This window comes from Microbacterium sp. GW823-FHT02G05, from assembly GCF_058797175.1.
In genome coordinates, this window is sequence record NZ_JBXAJK010000002.1 from 321587 (window position 1) to 338243 (window position 16657).

At 66.4% G+C, this 16657-nt stretch carries 15 protein-coding genes and 1 tRNA gene; 2 read left to right on the forward strand and 14 right to left on the reverse strand.

Features of this window, described 5'->3' with window-relative positions:
• Positions 1-39: 39 nt before the first annotated feature.
• Positions 40-453: a hotdog fold thioesterase gene (locus AC1REM_RS11480; protein WP_204940241.1), complete on the forward strand. Its 414-nt coding sequence runs from the start codon at positions 40-42 to the stop codon at positions 451-453.
• Between the two features lie 63 nt (positions 454-516).
• On the opposite strand, the gene AC1REM_RS11485 is transcribed toward AC1REM_RS11480, so the two are convergent.
• Positions 517-1137, reverse strand: a complete 621-nt coding sequence (locus AC1REM_RS11485) for an ANTAR domain-containing response regulator (RefSeq protein ID WP_204939938.1) — start codon at positions 1135-1137, stop codon at positions 517-519.
• A gap of 81 nt (positions 1138-1218) precedes the next feature.
• Between AC1REM_RS11485 and AC1REM_RS11490 the strand changes: the two genes are divergently transcribed.
• Positions 1219-1304, forward strand: a tRNA-Leu gene (locus tag AC1REM_RS11490).
• 37 nt (positions 1305-1341) lie between these two features.
• Here the strand turns inward: AC1REM_RS11490 and AC1REM_RS11495 are convergent.
• The 13 genes from AC1REM_RS11495 to hisG all read right to left on the reverse strand — a co-directional run bounded on the left by AC1REM_RS11495 (position 1342) and on the right by hisG (position 16621).
• Positions 1342-2181, reverse strand: coding sequence for a phosphotransferase (locus AC1REM_RS11495; protein WP_492514746.1), 840 nt, complete (start codon positions 2179-2181; stop codon positions 1342-1344).
• A 102-nt stretch (positions 2182-2283) separates the two neighbouring features.
• On the reverse strand, positions 2284-3732 hold the full coding sequence (pyk, locus tag AC1REM_RS11500; RefSeq protein WP_492514747.1) for a pyruvate kinase: 1449 nt from the start codon (positions 3730-3732) through the stop codon (positions 2284-2286).
• Positions 3733-3792: 60 nt separating this feature from the next.
• Positions 3793-5259 carry a glutamate synthase subunit beta gene (locus AC1REM_RS11505; protein WP_492514748.1) on the reverse strand — a complete coding sequence of 489 codons (1467 nt, stop codon included), beginning with the start codon at positions 5257-5259 and terminating at the stop codon, positions 3793-3795.
• Positions 5252-9772 carry a glutamate synthase large subunit gene (gltB, locus tag AC1REM_RS11510; RefSeq protein WP_492514749.1) on the reverse strand — a complete coding sequence of 1507 codons (4521 nt, stop codon included), beginning with the start codon at positions 9770-9772 and terminating at the stop codon, positions 5252-5254. Before gltB ends, AC1REM_RS11505 begins: the two co-directional genes overlap by 8 nt.
• A gap of 137 nt (positions 9773-9909) precedes the next feature.
• Positions 9910-10914: a prolipoprotein diacylglyceryl transferase gene (lgt, locus tag AC1REM_RS11515; protein WP_489969477.1), complete on the reverse strand. Its 1005-nt coding sequence runs from the start codon at positions 10912-10914 to the stop codon at positions 9910-9912.
• A gap of 18 nt (positions 10915-10932) precedes the next feature.
• On the reverse strand, positions 10933-11721 hold the full coding sequence (gene trpA / locus AC1REM_RS11520; protein ID WP_492514750.1) for a tryptophan synthase subunit alpha: 789 nt from the start codon (positions 11719-11721) through the stop codon (positions 10933-10935).
• The gene (gene trpB / locus AC1REM_RS11525; RefSeq protein ID WP_492514751.1) at positions 11718-12938 is read right to left on the reverse strand and encodes a tryptophan synthase subunit beta; all 1221 of its coding nucleotides are present in this window, start codon (positions 12936-12938) and stop codon (positions 11718-11720) included. The genes trpA and trpB overlap by 4 nt, the downstream gene beginning before the upstream one ends.
• Positions 12935-13711 carry an indole-3-glycerol phosphate synthase TrpC gene (gene trpC, locus AC1REM_RS11530; RefSeq protein WP_492515479.1) on the reverse strand — a complete coding sequence of 259 codons (777 nt, stop codon included), beginning with the start codon at positions 13709-13711 and terminating at the stop codon, positions 12935-12937. Before trpC ends, trpB begins: the two co-directional genes overlap by 4 nt.
• 2 nt (positions 13712-13713) lie before the next feature.
• Positions 13714-13944 (reverse strand): DUF6704 family protein, encoded by a 231-nt coding sequence (locus tag AC1REM_RS11535; RefSeq protein WP_492514752.1) that lies wholly within the window; start codon positions 13942-13944, stop codon positions 13714-13716.
• 114 nt (positions 13945-14058) lie between these two features.
• The gene (locus tag AC1REM_RS11540; protein ID WP_492514753.1) at positions 14059-14646 is read right to left on the reverse strand and encodes a Trp biosynthesis-associated membrane protein; all 588 of its coding nucleotides are present in this window, start codon (positions 14644-14646) and stop codon (positions 14059-14061) included.
• A 21-nt stretch (positions 14647-14667) separates the two neighbouring features.
• Positions 14668-15024 carry a phosphoribosyl-AMP cyclohydrolase gene (gene hisI / locus AC1REM_RS11545; RefSeq protein ID WP_492514754.1) on the reverse strand — a complete coding sequence of 119 codons (357 nt, stop codon included), beginning with the start codon at positions 15022-15024 and terminating at the stop codon, positions 14668-14670.
• Complete coding sequence (gene hisF, locus AC1REM_RS11550; protein WP_492514755.1) at positions 15021-15782, reverse strand: imidazole glycerol phosphate synthase subunit HisF; 762 nt, start codon at positions 15780-15782, stop codon at positions 15021-15023. The genes hisI and hisF overlap by 4 nt, the downstream gene beginning before the upstream one ends.
• Positions 15782-16621 (reverse strand): ATP phosphoribosyltransferase, encoded by an 840-nt coding sequence (hisG, locus tag AC1REM_RS11555; protein WP_489969481.1) that lies wholly within the window; start codon positions 16619-16621, stop codon positions 15782-15784. Before hisG ends, hisF begins: the two co-directional genes overlap by 1 nt.
• Between the last annotated feature and the right edge of the window lie 36 nt (positions 16622-16657).

A 16657-nucleotide genomic window follows, 5' to 3' on the forward strand; every position in this document is an offset into this window, starting at 1 on the left:
GACATGCGCTGAGGAGGAACCGTGACCGAGAGCACCCAGATGACCGGAATCGAGTGGGCGACTGCTCGTGGGATGGGCGCCCTGGCCGAGAAGATGGGCATCGAATTCACCGAGTTCACGCTCGAGCGCAGCGTCGCGACGATGCCCGTCGAAGGCAACACTCAGCCTGTCGGCCTGCTGCACGGCGGCGCCTATGTTGTGCTCGGCGAATCCCTCGGATCGATGGCCGCGAACCTGCATGCCGGCCCTGGCCGTCTGGCCGTCGGCGTCGACATCAACGCCACCCACACCCGTTCGGCGACGTCGGGGATCGTCACGGGCGTCTGCACTCCCCTGCACCTCGGTCGCAGCGTGACCGTCCACGAGATCGTCGTCAGCGACGATCAGGGCCGCCGGTGCTCGACGATCCGCATCACCAACATGATCAAGGATCTTCCCGGCGGAGCGTCCTGACCCCTCCGAACGAAGAACGGGCCCCGACCAATCGGTCGGGGCCCGTTTACATTCTGCGGAAGACTACTTCTTCGGCGCCAGCTGCTCGATGATCGCCTTCGCGACGTCCTGCATCGTCAGGCGACGGTCCATCGAGGCCTTCTGGATCCAACGGAATGCCTCAGGCTCGCTCAGGCCCATCTTCTCGTTGAGAAGACCCTTGGCCCGGTCGACGAGCTTGCGGGTCTCGAAGCGCTCGACCATGTCGGCGACCTCAGCTTCGAGCGTGATGATCTGCTCGTGACGGGCCAGGGCGATCTCGATCGCGGGCAGGAGGTCGTTGGGGGTGAACGGCTTGACGACATACGCGAGCGCGCCAGCCTCGCTCGCACGCTCGACGAGCTCCTTCTGGCTGAACGCGGTGAGGAGCACGACAGGCGCGATGTTGCCCTTGTGCAGCTTCTCAGCGGCGCTGATGCCGTCGAGCTGCGGCATCTTCACATCCATGATGACAAGGTCGGGGCGCAACTCGGTTGCAAGCTGCACAGCCGTCTCTCCGTCGCCCGCCTCACCGACGACGTCGAAGCCGTTGTCGCGGAGGATCTCGACGATGTCGAGACGGATGAGCGACTCGTCTTCTGCGACGACAACTCGACGCGGGGCTGCTGCTACGGGGGCCTGTTCAGCCGTTTCTTCCTCAGTCACCTGTCCATTCTAGTCAGCACACGCGTTCCGGGAGGGAATGCGACACCGCAGACTGCGATAGTCTCGATGACGCACACTTTCGCCGGTGTGGCGGAATGGCAGACGCGGAGCACTCAAAATGCTTTGTCCGAAAGGGCGTGTGGGTTCGAGTCCCACCACCGGCACCACCACCTCGCGATCCGAGATCTTGCAACCGCGCCGCCTTCAGAAGGCGGCCAGCGCATCCGCGAGCATCCGGTGTCCCTGCTCCTCGAAGCCGCCCTCCCCCACTTGCACGGCGTAGCACGCGGTGCCGAGGGCCTCGCGAAGCGTTTCCAGCCGCCACTGCTCGGGCTCGCGTGGATCCCCTCCGTAGCCGTCGAGGAACGCTGCCTCGAGTGAGGGATCGTCGCGCCACTGCTGTGCGGCGAGTCTTGCGAGGTCGCTGGAAGGCGTGCGGAAGGCGAAGCGGCCGAAGTCGATCACACGCACGGTGTCGCCGTCGATCAGCCAGTTGCGAGGCTGCCAGTCACCGTGCGTCGGTACGGTTCGCACCGGCCGCTTCGGAGCATTCTCAAGAATCTGTCGCACTCGCTGCACGGTCGTGGGTGCGATCCGATGCGGCTGGTGCAACCAGTCCAGCGCCCGCAGGTTGGCCTTCTCCTCATGTTCGGCATCAAGCCGCGACTCCTGGTCGTGGAGGCGGCGCAGCAGCACGCCTGCGCGCTCGTAGGTCCGCGGATCGCGCTCGGCAACTGATTTCTCCACCAGCACCCCCGGCAGATACTCGAGCAGCATGACGCGCAGATCAGGATCGCCATCGAGCAGGCGCGCCGCGTGTCCTGTGTCCGTCAGCGGCGAGGTGTGACGGCGATGAGCGGAAAGCTCTCGCAGGATGTGATGGTTGCGCGGGCCGCCCGCTTTCACGATCACATCTCCGTCGCATCCACGCACGCGCAGAACGATCGAGTCGACGAGCTCCCAGGACAGATCTGCGACGATCTCGGCGTCCGGGAGACGCGCGTCCACCCAGCGCCGCTGCGCGTCAGAGAGCCGGGAGGTCATGTGTTCATCGTAGGAGCGCACACAAGACGGTGCCTCCGCGCACTCCGAAACGCCGTGTGGGCCGCCCCGAAAGGGGCGGCCCACAGGATCACAGACGACGGATCAGACGCCGGCCTTGTAGATGGGTGCTGCGCCGTTGACGGCGTCGCCCACCTTGTGCACGCGGATGTCGTTCGTCGAACCGACGATTCCGGGAGGAGAACCGGAGATCACGACAACCTTGTCCCCTTCCTTCGCCAGGCCCGTCTTGAGCAGGTACTCGTCGACCTGAAGGAACATCAGGTCGGTGTGCTGCACGGCCTCGACGAGCGTCGAGTTGATGCCCCAGGTGAGCGCCATGCGACGACGGATGTTCGGCTCCGGTGTGAACGCGAGCATCGGGATGCGCGAGCGCAGACGCGAAAGACGACGAGCCGAGTCGCCCGACTGCGTGAACACGCAGAGGAACTTCGCCTCGACGAACTCCGCGACCTCGAGCGCTGCGAGGGTGATCGCACCGCCCTGCGTGCGGGGCTTGGTCGTCAGCGGCTGGATCCGCTCCAGGCCGTGCTCTTCCGTCGACTCGATGATGCGTGCCATCGTCTCGACCACGATGATCGGGTAGTCGCCGACGCTGGTCTCGCCCGAGAGCATGACCGCGTCCGCGCCATCGAGCACCGCGTTCGCGACATCGGACGTCTCGGCGCGGGTGGGCACCGGGCTGCTGATCATCGACTCAAGCATCTGCGTCGCCACGATCACGGGCTTCGCGTTGCGACGAGCGAGCTCGACAGCGCGCTTCTGGACGATCGGCACAGCCTCGAGCGGCAGCTCGACGCCCAGGTCGCCGCGGGCGACCATGATGCCGTCGAATGCGTCGACGATGCCTTCCAGTGCCTCAACGGCCTGCGGCTTCTCGATCTTGGCGATGACGGGGATGCGCACACCCTCTTCGGCCATGATCTCGTGCACGCGGTTCACGTCCTCCGCGTTGCGGACGAACGACAGTGCGATCACGTCGGCACCGATACGGAGACCCCAACGGAGATCGTCTTCGTCCTTCTCGCTCAGCGCGGGAACGTTGACGGCAACGCCGGGCAGGTTGATGCCCTTGTTGTTCGACACCGCACCTGCGACAACGACACGGGTGGTCACGACTGTGCCATCCGTCTCGACGACCTCGACGCGGACCTTGCCGTCGTCGATCAGCAGGAAGTCGCCCGGCTTGACGTCCTGAGGCAGCCCCTTGAACGTCGTCCCGCAGATCTCGCGGTTGCCGATGATGTCTTCCGTCGTGATCTTGAAGACGTCACCCGCGGCGAGTTCGTAGGGACCGTCCTCGAACTTGCCGAGGCGAATCTTCGGGCCCTGCAGGTCGACGAGAATCGCCACTGCCCGACCGGCGTCGTCAGCCGCACGGCGGACGTTCGCGTAGTTGGCCTCGTGCACGGAGTAGTCCCCGTGGCTGAGGTTCAAGCGGGCGACGTCCACCCCGGCGTCGATGATGGCTCGTACCGATTCGTAGGTCGACGTTGCCGGGCCAAGGGTGGCGACGATTTTCGCGCGTCTCAAATCACTGTCTCCGAATTTGTAAGGGTAAAGAACGAAATGGGCAACGCTGCCGCCCTCAGCCTACGCGGATGGCAGGCCAATAGCGACTTCGGACGCGCGCACCGGTGCGGGAAGGACCGTTTCTCCCATGAGGAACCGGTCGACCTGTGCTGCAGCAGCTCGCCCTTCGGCGATCGCCCACACGATGAGCGACTGCCCACGCCCCGCATCTCCCGCCACGAACACGCCGGGAAGGCTGGTGGCGTAGTCGTCGTCGCGCTCGATTGCGCCCCGCGAGGTCATGGCAGGGCGTGAATTCTCGGTGAATGTCTCCTGCTCCGGCCCCGTGAAGCCCATCGCGATCAGGACGAGGTCTGCGGGGATCTCGTGCTCCGTTCCGCTGCGGGGCACACGCTGCCCGTTCACGAACTCGGTCTCGGCGACACGGACGGCCCGGACTTCGCCCGCGTCGTTCGCGAGGAACTCCACGGTCGAAGCGAGGTACCGGCGTTCGCCACCCTCCTCGTGTGCGGACTGCACCTCGAACACCGTCGGCATCATGGGCCACGGCTGGTGATCCGGACGCGCGTCGCCGGGCTGGCGGCCGATCGCGAGGTTCGTCACGCTCAGCGCGCCCTGACGGTGCGCGGTGCCGATGCAGTCAGCACCGGTGTCACCGCCGCCGATCACGACGACGTGCTTGCCCTCAGCGGTGATCTGGTTCGGAACGGAGTCGCCGGCGACCGCCCGGTTCGACTCGACCAGGTACTCCATGGCGAAGTGGATGCCTTCATGATCGCGGCCCGGGATCGCAAGGTCGCGAGGGATCGTGGATCCGGTGGCGAGCACGACGGCGTCGTACCGCGCGCGCAGGTCGTCCCAGCTGATGTCGCGACCGATCTCGACACCGGCCCGGAAGCGCGTCCCCTCCTCCTGCATCTGGCGAAGGCGAGCGTCCAGCTGGCCCTTCTCCATCTTGAAGTCCGGGATGCCATAGCGCAGCAGACCGCCGATGCGGTCATCCCGCTCGAACACAGCGACCGTGTGGCCGGCGCGCGTCAACTGCTGCGCGGCAGCGAGCCCCGCAGGTCCGGAACCGACCACGGCGACCGTCTTGCCAGTCAGGCGCTCCGGCGGCTGCGGCTGCACCCATCCCTTCGCGAACGCCTCGTCGATGATCGACACCTCGATCTGCTTGATCGTGACCGCAGGCTGATTGATACCGAGCACGCAGGCGCTCTCGCAGGGCGCGGGGCACAGACGCCCCGTGAACTCCGGGAAGTTGTTCGTCGCGTGCAGGCGCTCGATCGCGGCACGGCCTTCGCCCCGCCAGGTGAGATCGTTCCACTCCGGGATCAGGTTGCCGAGCGGGCATCCCTGGTGGCAGAACGGCACGCCACAGTCCATGCAACGACTCGCCTGACGCCGGAGCACCGCAGAATCACCCGGCTGGTACACCTCTTTCCAGTCAAGGATGCGAACGGGCACGGGGCGACGAGCGGGCAGTTCGCGCTCGGTTGTCTTCATGAAGCCTTTGGGATCAGCCACGGGTCACCTCCAGGATGCGGTTCCAGACGATATCGCCGTCGGGGTCGAGGCCGTCGGCCTCGGCCTCTGCGCGGGTGCGCAGTACGGCAGCGTAGTCACGCGGCAGAATCCGCGTGAAGTTCGAGACCTCGGTGTCGAAGTCGACGAGGATACGACGGGCCAGTTCCGATCCGGTCTCGGAGACATGCTGTTCCAGCAGGTCTCGGAGGATGGCGGCATCGCCGGCGCCCAGCGCGCCGAGCTCGAGTTCACCGCCCTTCACGGCATCCGGATTCACCCGTCGTGGATCGAGTTCGTAGACGTAGGCCGTCCCACCGCTCATTCCCGCGCCGAGGTTTCTGCCAGTGCGCCCGAGAATGACCGCGACGCCACCCGTCATGTACTCCAGCGCGTGGTCTCCCACGCCCTCGACGACGGCAGCCGCCCCCGAGTTGCGCACGAGGAAGCGCTCGCCCACGACGCCAGAGAGGAACAGGGAACCGCTCGTCGCGCCATAGCCGATCACGTTGCCGGCGATGACGTTCTGGGCGGCATCGAACGACGCCCCCGCAGGCGGGCGCACCGAGATGCGTCCACCGGAAAGCCCCTTGCCGACGTAGTCGTTGCTGTCGCCCTCAAGACGCAGCGTGACCCCCGACGGGATGAAGGCGCCGAACGACTGACCTGCGGAACCGTGCAGCGTGAGCGTGATCGCTCCCTCGGGCATCCCCTCTGCACCATGGCGACGAGTGATCTCGTGGCCAATCATGGTTCCCACCGCGCGCGCGGTGTTCCGAATCGGCAGATCGAGCGCGATCGTCCCGCCCTCCGCGATGACGTCGGACACGCTCGCCAGCAGCGGCGCATCGAAGTGCTCGTCGAGTTCGTGGTCCTGCGATCGCCCACTGGTACGAGGTTCATCGGCGGGGAACGCCGGGCCCTGGAGAATCGGGCTGAGATCGAGACCGTCGGCCTTCCAGTGCTGGATCGCGCCGTCGACGCGCAGAAGGTCACTGCGTCCCACGATCTCTTCGATCGAGCGGAATCCGAGCGCTGAGAGCAGTTCGCGCACCTCTTCGGCGATGAACTCCATGAAGTTCACGACGAACTCCGGCTTGCCGGTGAAGCGCTCGCGCAGAACCGGGTTCTGCGTTGCGACGCCGACGGGGCAGGTGTCGAGGTGGCAGACGCGCATCATGATGCAGCCGCTGACGACCAGGGGTGCGGTGGCGAAGCCGAACTCCTCGGCGCCGAGCAGCGCGCCGATGACGACGTCGCGGCCGGTCTTGAGTTGCCCGTCCACCTGCACCACGACGCGGTCGCGCATGCCGTTCAGCATCAGCGTCTGCTGCGTCTCGGCGAGGCCGAGCTCCCAGGGCGTTCCCGCGTGCTTGAGCGAGTTCAGCGGGCTCGCGCCCGTGCCTCCGTCGTGTCCGGACACCAGCACGACGTCGCTGAGCGCTTTCGCGACTCCCGCGGCCACCGCGCCGATGCCCGACTGGCTCACGAGCTTCGTGTGGATACGCGCCGACGGATTGGCCCGCTTCAGGTCGAAGATGAGCTGCTTGAGGTCCTCGATCGAGTAGATGTCGTGGTGCGGCGGGGGTGAGATGAGACCGACACCCGGCGTCGCGTGACGCGTGCGCGCCACCCACGGGTAGACCTTGCCCGGGGGCAGCTGACCGCCCTCCCCCGGCTTGGCGCCCTGCGCCAGCTTGATCTGGATGTCATCGGCCTCGGTCAGGTACTGGCTCGTGACGCCGAAACGCCCCGAAGCGACCTGCTTGATCGCACTCCGGCGTTCCGGGTCGACCAGTCGGGCGGGGTCTTCGCCGCCCTCACCGGTGTTGGACTTCGCTCCGAGCCGGTTCATCGCGATCGCGAGCGTCTCGTGTGCCTCCTGTGAGATCGACCCGTAGCTCATGGCACCGGTTGAGAAGCGACGGACGATGGATGCGACCGACTCGACTTCGTCGAGCGGCACGACCGGCCGCTCCCCCGTCCGCAGCTGGAACAACCCGCGCAGCGTCTTGAGGTCGCGCGCCTGATCGTCGACCATCGACGTGTACTCACGGAAGATGTCGTATCTGCGGGTACGCGTCGCGTGCTGCAGACGGAAGACCGTCTGCGGATTGAACAGGTGCGACGGGCCTTCGCGGCGCCACTGGTACTCGCCGCCGTTCCAGAGGCGTTCATGTGCGCGCGCCGCAGCATCCTCGGGGTAGGCGAAATCGTGCCGTGCCTGGTTCTCGGCGAAGACATCTTCGATGCCGATGCCGCCGAGCTTCGACTCGGTGCCGGTGAAGTACGTGTCGACGAACTCCTGGCTGAGCCCGATCGCCTCGAAGACCTGGGCGCCCGCGTACGACGACACGGTGGAGATACCCATCTTCGACATGATCTTCAACACGCCCTTGCCGAGCGCGTAGATCAGATTGCTGACGGCCTTCTCCGCCGAGATGCCGGTGATGTATCCCGTGCGAACGAGGTGCTCAACGGTCTCCATGGCGAGATAGGGATTGACGGCGGATGCCCCGTAGCCGATCAGCGTCGCCACATGGTGAACCTCACGCACATCGCCGGCCTCGACGATCAGACCGACCTTCATCCGGTTCTCACGGCGGATCAGGTGATGGTGGATCGCCGACACCATGAGCAGCGAGGGGATCGGCACGAGGTCCTTGTTGGAATCGCGATCCGAAAGGATGATGAACTCCGCGCCGCGTTCGATGGCTGCGTCGACCTCGGCGCACATCTCGACGAGCCGCTCCTGCATCGTGTGAGACCCGGCGTCGAAGTGGTACAGCCCGCGGATCGTGGCGCTCGAGCGCTGCGGAATCGCTCGCTCGATGTGACGGATCTTCGCAAGCTCGTCGTTGTCGATCACCGGGAAGTCGAGCGTCACCGTGGCCGCATGCTCCGGTCCCCAGGAGAGAAGGTTGCGCTCGGGACCGAGGCTGGAGCGCAGGCTCGTGACGACCTCTTCGCGGATCGAGTCCAGTGGCGGATTCGTGACCTGGGCGAACTGCTGTGTGAAGTAGTCGAACAGCAGACGCGGACGTTCGCTGAGCACCGCGATGGGAGTATCGCTGCCCATCGCGCCGATCGGCTCCACGCCGGTCTGCCCCATCGGTGTGAGCAGAACGCGCACCTCTTCTTCGGTGTATCCGAACGTTCGCTGGCGACGGGTGATCGATGCAGGCGGATGCACGATGTGCTCGCGCTCGGGAAGGTCCGCGAGACGGACCGTTCCCGCATCCAGCCAGTCCTGCCACGGGTGGAGACCGGCGAGTTCGCTCTTGATCTCCTCGTCACCGACGATCCGACGCTGCGCCGTGTCGACGAGGAACATCTTGCCGGGCTGCAGGCGGCCCCGTCGCTTGATGCGCTCGGGAGCGAACTCCAGCACGCCCGTCTCGCTGCCGATGACCACCAGGCCATCGGTCGTCTCCGTCCAGCGTCCCGGACGCAGACCGTTCCGATCGAGCGTCGCGCCGACGACCGTGCCATCCGTGAAGATGAGCGCGGCTGGTCCGTCCCAGGGTTCCATCTGGTTCGCGTGGTACTCGTAGAAGGCGCGCAGCTCCGGAGAGATGTCGGACTGCTTCTCGTACGCCTCCGGCACCATCATCATGATCGCGTGCGGCAGGCTGCGACCCGTCAGGGTGAGCAGCTCCAAGACCTCGTCGAACGAGGCCGAATCGCTCGCACCGTCCGTGCAGATCGGCAGCAGCGGGGCGATGTCGCCGAGAAGCTCGGACTCGAGCTGCGACTGGCGGGCGCGCATCCAGTTGCGGTTGCCGCCCACCGTGTTGATCTCGCCGTTGTGCGCGAGCATGCGCAGCGGTTGTGCCAGCGGCCACGACGGGAAGGTGTTCGTGGAGTAGCGGGAGTGCACCACGGCGAGCTCCGAGGCGAAGCGCTCATCCTGCAGGTCAGGGTAGAACGGCTCCAGCTGGAGCGTTGTCACCATGCCCTTGTAGCCGAGAGTGCGTGCGGAGAGGGAGACGAAGTAGGCGCCGAGCTCGTGTCCTGCGCGCTTGCGCAGGCGGTAGGCGACGCGGTCGAGGACGATGCTCGACGACGCGGAGCGGTCGGCGTCGCCCAGACGGGAGACGAACAGCTGCTCGAATGCGGGCCGCGCCTCATCGGCGAGCTTGCCCAGGTTCTCATTCGCCGTCGGCACGGTGCGCCAGCCGAGGACCGTGAGTCCTTCTTCAGCGGCGATGCGCTCGATTCCGGCCTTCTGCTCACGGCGGGCACTCGACTCACGAGGGAGGAATGCCAGGCCGGCGGCGTACTCGCCCACAGGCGGGAGGGGGAAATCAGTGACGGAGCGGAGGAACGCGTCCGGCATCTGCGTCAGGATGCCGGCGCCATCGCCAGTGCCGGCGTCAGAGCCGATCGCACCGCGGTGTTCCAGGTTGCGCAGCGCTTCGAGCGCCAGCGCGATGATGTCGTGGCCGGGAGTCCCGCGCAACGTCGCGACCATGGCCAGGCCGCAGGCGTCCTTCTCAAACGCGGGGTTGTACATCCCCTGCTTCGGGGGGTAAGCGCCGGAGGCGCCATAAGGGGGCTGGAAATACACCAGTTACCGTCCTCAGATTCGTATGAACCGGGACGACGTTGGCCCGCTTGTTCAGTGCAATAGATGCCGCGCGGCGGGCTGGCTTATCGGGTGCCGCCGTCGCTGACGGGAGCGTCGCTTGTGGCGGTTGCTCCAGCGGTGACTTCGAGCGGAGGCTCGCTCACGTCGACGAAGTCAGAGGTGCTGTCTTGCGATTGTACATCTGCCTGAGCTCCATCGACGCCACGACCCGGCATATACGGCGAGGGCTCGCGTCCGGGGTGACGACGGGTCTGCACCCAGAGGATGATGACACCGAGTGCCACGCTCGCCAGAGCAGCCCAGACGTTCGTGCGCAGACCGAAGTAGATCTCGCTCGGGTCGATGCGGATGGACTCCCACACGACGCGGCCCGCGCTGTACCAGATGAGGTACACCGCGAAGAGCTTGCCCCACTGCAGCTGCAGGCGACGCCCGATCCAGAGCAGGAACAACACACCCAGGGTGTTCCAGATGACTTCGTACAGGAACGTGGGGTGGAACAGCGTACCTTCAGCGAGACCCGGAGGGAACGCCGGGTTGGAGGAGTCGATCTCGAGGCCCCAAGGAACGTCGGTCGGCAGACCGAACAGCTCGTGGTTGAACCAGTTGCCGAAGCGTCCGGCGGCCTGCGCGAGCAGAAGGCCGGGAGCGAGGGCGTCGGCGAAGGTCCAGAAGCGGATGCCCGTCCACTTGCAGCCGAGCCAGGCACCGACGGCGCCGCCAAGAAGCGCACCGAAGATCGCGATGCCGCCTTCCCAGATGTAGAAGACCGCCCAGATGTTCTTGCCCTCACCGAAGTAGAACCCGGGGTGGGTGAGCACATGGAAGATGCGCGCACCGATGATGCCCAGCGGAACCGCCAGGATCGCGATGTCGATGACGACCCACGGCTCCGCTCCGCGCTTAGTCAGACGGTAGTTCGTCATGAACACTGCGAGGATGATTCCGGTGATGATGCACAGCGCGTAGATGTGAATCCGTACCGGGCCGAGGTCGAAGTAGCTGATCGACGGGCTCGGGATGCTGGCGGCGACGCCCGTGAGGACGTTCTGAAGCGCGAGGGACATGATCACGAGTTTACGGGGTCAGGCGGCGCGGTGCGTGCCAGCGGACAGCTCGCGGGTCACCTCGGCGAGGCGTTCGACGCCGCCGTCACGCAGCGCCCGGACGAGGGCGGTGCCCACGATCGCGCCATCTGCATACTCGAGGACGCGAGCGACCTGCTCCGCGTTCGAGATGCCGATCCCGACGCAGGCACGCCCGACACCGTGCACGCGCAGACGCTCGACGAGCGTACGGGCAGCCTGGTCGAGCGCCGCGCGCTCCCCCGTGATGCCCATGGTCGACACGGTGTACACAAATCCCGATGACGCGGAGACGACCAGGTCCAGGCGCTCGTCGCTTGAGGTCGGCGCGGCCAGGAAGATCCGGTCAAGGCCTGTGCGGCGACTGGCGGCGATCCATTCCTCGGCGGACTCCGGAGTGATGTCGGGCGTGATGATGCCCGCTCCGCCGGCCGCGAGAAGATCATCCGCGTAGCGATCGACACCGTACTGCCAGATGGGGTTCCAGTACGACATCACGACGACGGGGACGTCGACGGCATCGGTGATCGCACGGACCGCTGTGAACAGGTCTGCCATCTTGAAGCCTGCCGCGAGTGCGGTCTGAGTGGCTTCCTGGATGATCGCGCCATCCATGACGGGATCGCTGTACGGCGGTCCCAGTTCGATGATGTCGACACCGTTGCGTGCGAGCGTGATCGCTGCCTCGATGCTGGTCGGAAGGTCAGGGAATCCTACGGGGAGGTACCCGATGAACGCACCGCGTCCGGCATCGTGGGCGCGCTGGATCGCGTCGTCTACGCGGCTCATGCCGATTCTCCTGCGTTCTCGGGGTCGTCGTACAGCTCGAAGTAGCGCGCGGCTGTGTCCATGTCTTTGTCGCCACGACCGGAGAGGCACACGGCCAGCACCGCATCCGGGCCCAGCTCACGACCGAGGCGCAGTGCGCCGGCCAGGGCGTGAGCCGATTCGATCGCCGGAATGATGCCCTCGGTGCGGCTCAACAGACGCAGCGCCTGCATCGCCTCGTCATCTGTGGCGGGAATGTACTCGGCGCGACCGATCGACGCGAGCCAGGCGTGCTCGGGACCGACGCCCGGGTAGTCCAGGCCTGCTGAAATCGAGTGCGACTCGATGGTCTGACCGTCTTCGTCCTGCAGGACGAACGTCTTCGCACCGTGCAGAACGCCGGGGCGCCCGCGCTCGATGGATGCGGCGTGACGGTCCGTGTCGACGCCGTCGCCGGCCGCTTCGACGCCGAGAAGGCGCACGGACTCATCATCGATGAATGCGTCGAACATGCCGATGGCGTTCGAGCCGCCGCCGACACACGCGAGAACGGCGTCGGGAAGACGGCCGACCTCATCCAGCAGCTGCTGGCGGGCTTCCTCGCTGATGATCTTCTGGAAGTCGCGCACCATCGCCGGGAACGGGTGCGGCCCGGCCGCGGTGCCGAAGATGTAGTTGGTGGTCTCGACCGTGGCCACCCAGTCGCGGTAGGCATCGTTGATCGCGTCTTTGAGAGTGCGGGAGCCGGTCGTGACAGGCACAACCTCGGCGCCGAGCAGGCGCATACGTGCGACGTTCAGCGCCTGCCGTTGCGTGTCGACCTCACCCATGTAGATCGTGCACTCGAGACCGAAAAGCGCGGCCGCCGTCGCCGTGGCAACACCGTGCTGGCCTGCACCGGTCTCGGCGATCACCCGTGTCTTGCCGAGACGCTTGGTGAGCAGCGCCTGGCCCAGCACGTTGTTGATCTTGTGCGAGCCGGTGTGGTTGAGGTCCTCACGCTTGAGGAAGATGCGTGCGCCGCCCGCGTGCTCCGCGAAGCGCGGCACCTCCGTGATGGGCGACGGGCGCCCCGCGTACGAGTGGAGCAGCGAGGCGAGCTCTGTCTGGAACACCGGATCGACAATCGCCTCGGCATACGCGAGCGTGAGTTCGTCGATCGCGGCGATGAGAGACTCCGGCATGTAACGACCGCCGAACTCGCCGAAGAAGGGGCCCGGCTGTTCACGTAGGCTCATGCGCCTGCCTCCAGGAAGGATGCGAGTGTGGCGACGGGGTCGCCGGTGACGAGTGCTTCGCCGATGAGCACCACATCCGCACCGGCGGAACGGTAGTGGGTCACATCAGCGGGCGTCAGAACTGCGGATTCCGCGATCTTGATCGCCGTGTTGGGGATGCGCTCGACAAGACGGCCGAAGAGGTCGCGGTCGAGTTCGAGCGTCTGGAGGCTACGCGCGTTCACACCGATGAGCGATGCCCCCAGGTCGATCGCCAGGTCGAGCTCTTCCGCGGAATGCGTCTCGACGAGCGGCGTCATACCCAGTTGCAGGATGAGCGCATAGAGGTCGCGCAGCACCTGCGGCTCCAGACCGGCCACGATGAGCAGCACCAGGTCAGCACCCGCTGCGCGGGCTTCGAACACCTGGTAGGGCGTCGCGATGAAGTCCTTGCGCAGAACCGGGAGGCTCACAGACGCGGTCACAGCCTCGAGGTCGGCAAGGCTGCCGCCGAACCGACGCTCCTCCGTCAGGACGCTGATCGCAGACGCTCCGCCCTGCTCGTACAGGCGTGCCTGCAGCGCCGGATCGGGAATCTCGGCCAGTGCCCCACGGGAAGGGCTTGCGCGCTTGACCTCAGCGATGATCTTGACCCGATCAGCCGGAGCAAGTGCCACAAGCGCGTCACGCGCGGGAGGCAGTGCGAGCGCCGCGCGTTCGACCTCTGCAAGCGAGCGCGACTGCTCGCGTCGTGCAGCGTCTGCGACAGCGCCGGCCGTGAGGTCGGCGAGCACCACTAGTGGGCCTTCGGTGCGTACTTCGGGCCCTTGACGCCGTAACCGGCCTTCGCCATGATCCAGCCGACGAGCGCACCCACCACGACGATACCCGCGGAGGCCCAGACGATCGCGGGCAGGTCGAGGAAGAACGCCACTGTGCCGATGGTGAAGCCCAGGAGCATGATCACCACGGCGGTCCAGGCGGCAGGCGAGTGTCCGTGGCCGGGGTCGGCGATGGGGTTGGTCATGTTACTCCTCCGAGCGTGCTGTGAAATCTCTGCCAGTCTATCGGGAACACGGCCCGCGCCGCAGACGCCGGCGGGCGTGCTGTGGATGCGGTCGTCCGGCCGCATCCGGGACGGTCAGCGCGTCGGATCCGTACCGTGGGAGAGATCGTCCCAGGATTCGACGGCATCGATCGGTCCGTCGTGCGGCGTCGATGAGCTTGTCTGAAAACGCCGCCCCCCGACCTTCCAGTGACGGGCGGTCACCAGCGCGAAGATGCCGCCGAGGAACAGGACGGCCCACGCCACGAGCGCAATCCAGGGCCAGGGCGTCCCCGTGATCGAGGCGATCATCGGAGCGAGCGCCTCCTCGCCCATGAGCCCGACGAGCTCGCTGAGCGTGGATGCGACCGCCGAGACCGGGTGCGACTGTGCGACGACGAGCGTCGCCGTCCCGAGCGAGCCCGCGATGAGCATCGCGATGATCGCGAAGACGATGCGCATGACGGGTCCGACGATCGCGATGGCGGCGCTCAGCGCGAGCACCGCGAGACTCAGCGGAGCGAGCACCGGCATCGCATCCGCCCCCGCGACGGGCACGTCCGCCGCGCCGTCGACACGGACGACGGTGAACCAGGTCTGCGTCGAGGAGATGATGCCGATGCCGCCCGCGATCACGAACAGCAGCGCGGTCAGTGCGCGTCCGCGGCGGCCGAGCTCTTTCATTTCACTTCTCCTGTACGGGTGTCAGTCGACGAGCGCCACGAAGGGTGTCAGGTCATCCGCGTCGAAGCACGTGCGGGTGCCGGTGTGGCACGCGACACCGACCTGATCGACACTCAGCAGCACCGTGTCGCCATCGCAGTCGAGACGAGCGCCCCGCACGTGCTGCACATGGCCGGAGGTGTCGCCCTTGCGCCAGTACTCCTGACGCGATCGCGACCAGTACGTGGCACGTCCGGAGGTGAGCGTCTCACGAAGCGCATCCGCGTTCGCCCATGCCATCATCAGGACCTCTTTGGTGTCCCACTGCTGGACGACGACGGCGACGAGGCCGTCGTCATTCCACCGCACGCGGGACAGCGCCGCATCCACATCGGTCATCGGACGATCGCCCCCGCTTCGCGCAGCGCCTGCTTGACATCCCCGACCGTCAGCAGTCCCGAGTGAAAGACGCTGGCAGCGAGCACCGCATCCGCGCCGGCAGCGATCGCCGGCGGGAAGTCCGCGGCCTTGCCGGCGCCTCCGGACGCGATCACCGGCACGCTGGAGATCTCACGCATGAGTCGAACGAGCTCGAGATCAAAGCCGTCGCGAGTGCCGTCGGCGTCGATCGAGTTGACCAGCAGTTCGCCCGCTCCGCGCTCGATCGCCTCACGGGCCCACTCCACCGCATCCAACGTCGTCTCGGTGCGTCCGCCGTGGGTTGTCACGACGAAGCCCGAGGCGGTGTTGCCGCTGCGCTTGATGTCGAGCGACAGCACGATCACCTGCGCGCCGAAACGATCGGCGATCTCGTCGATCAGCGCCGGGCGCGCGATGGCGGCCGAGTTCACCCCGATCTTGTCAGCGCCGACGCCCTGCAGACGGGCGACGTCTTCCACCGAGCGGATGCCTCCGCCGACGGTCAACGGCACGAAGACCTGCTCAGCGGTCCGCTGCACGACGTCATAGGTGGTGGCACGGCCATCGACCGTCGCGGTGACGTCGAGAAACGTGATCTCGTCCGCTCCCTGCGCCGCGTAGTGCCGCGCGAGCTCGACAGGATCTCCCATGTCGCGAAGGTTCTCGAAGTTGACGCCCTTGACGACACGGCCCGTAGCCACGTCGAGGCAGGGGATGACGCGAGCGGCGAGGGTCATCAGAGCCTCGCCGCGTCGATAGCGGTCACCAGGATCGCCCGCGCGCCGAGCGCGTAGAGATCGTCCATGACCTGGTTGACACCGCGGCGCGGGATCATGACACGGACGGCAACCCATTCGGGATCACGCAACGGCGAGATCGTCGGGGACTCACGCCCCGGAGCGATCGTCACGGCCTGATCGACCAGGTGCGCCGGAAGATCGTAGTCGAGCAGCACGAAGCGACGGGCGACCATGACACCACGGAGGCGACGCAGCAGCGTCTCCGTCCCTGCGGCGCCGTCGGGGCGTTCGATCAGCACGGCCTCGGACTCCAGGATCACCGGACCGAAGATCTCAAGACCCGCCTGACGCAGGGTTGTTCCGGTCGATACGACATCGGCGACCGCATCCGCCACGCCCAAGCGCACCGCGGACTCGACCGCACCATCGAGCTGCACGAGTTCGGCGTCGATCCCTCGTTCTTCCAGGAACGCGCCCACCAGTCCTGGGTAGGCGCTTGCGACGCGTACGCCGCGAAGGTCGTCGATCGAGGTGAATCGTCCGGGAGGGCCCGCGAAGCGGAAAGTCGATCCGCCGAAACCGAGCGGCTCAATCTCGTTCGCGTTCTGGCGAACGTCGAGCAGGAGATCACGACCGGTGATGCCGACGTCAAGGGCGCCGGATGCGACGTAGGTCGCGATGTCACGGGGTCGGAGGTAGAAGAACTCGACGTCGTTGTCGGCGTCGATGACGTGAAGCGTCTTGGGGTCGCGGCGACCGGCGTACCCGGCCTCCTGCAGCATCTCGACGGCGGTTTCGGACAGCGAACCCTTGTTGGGAACGGCAATGCGGAGCATGGGAATCTTTCTGATCGAACGGTCTACACGAGGGAC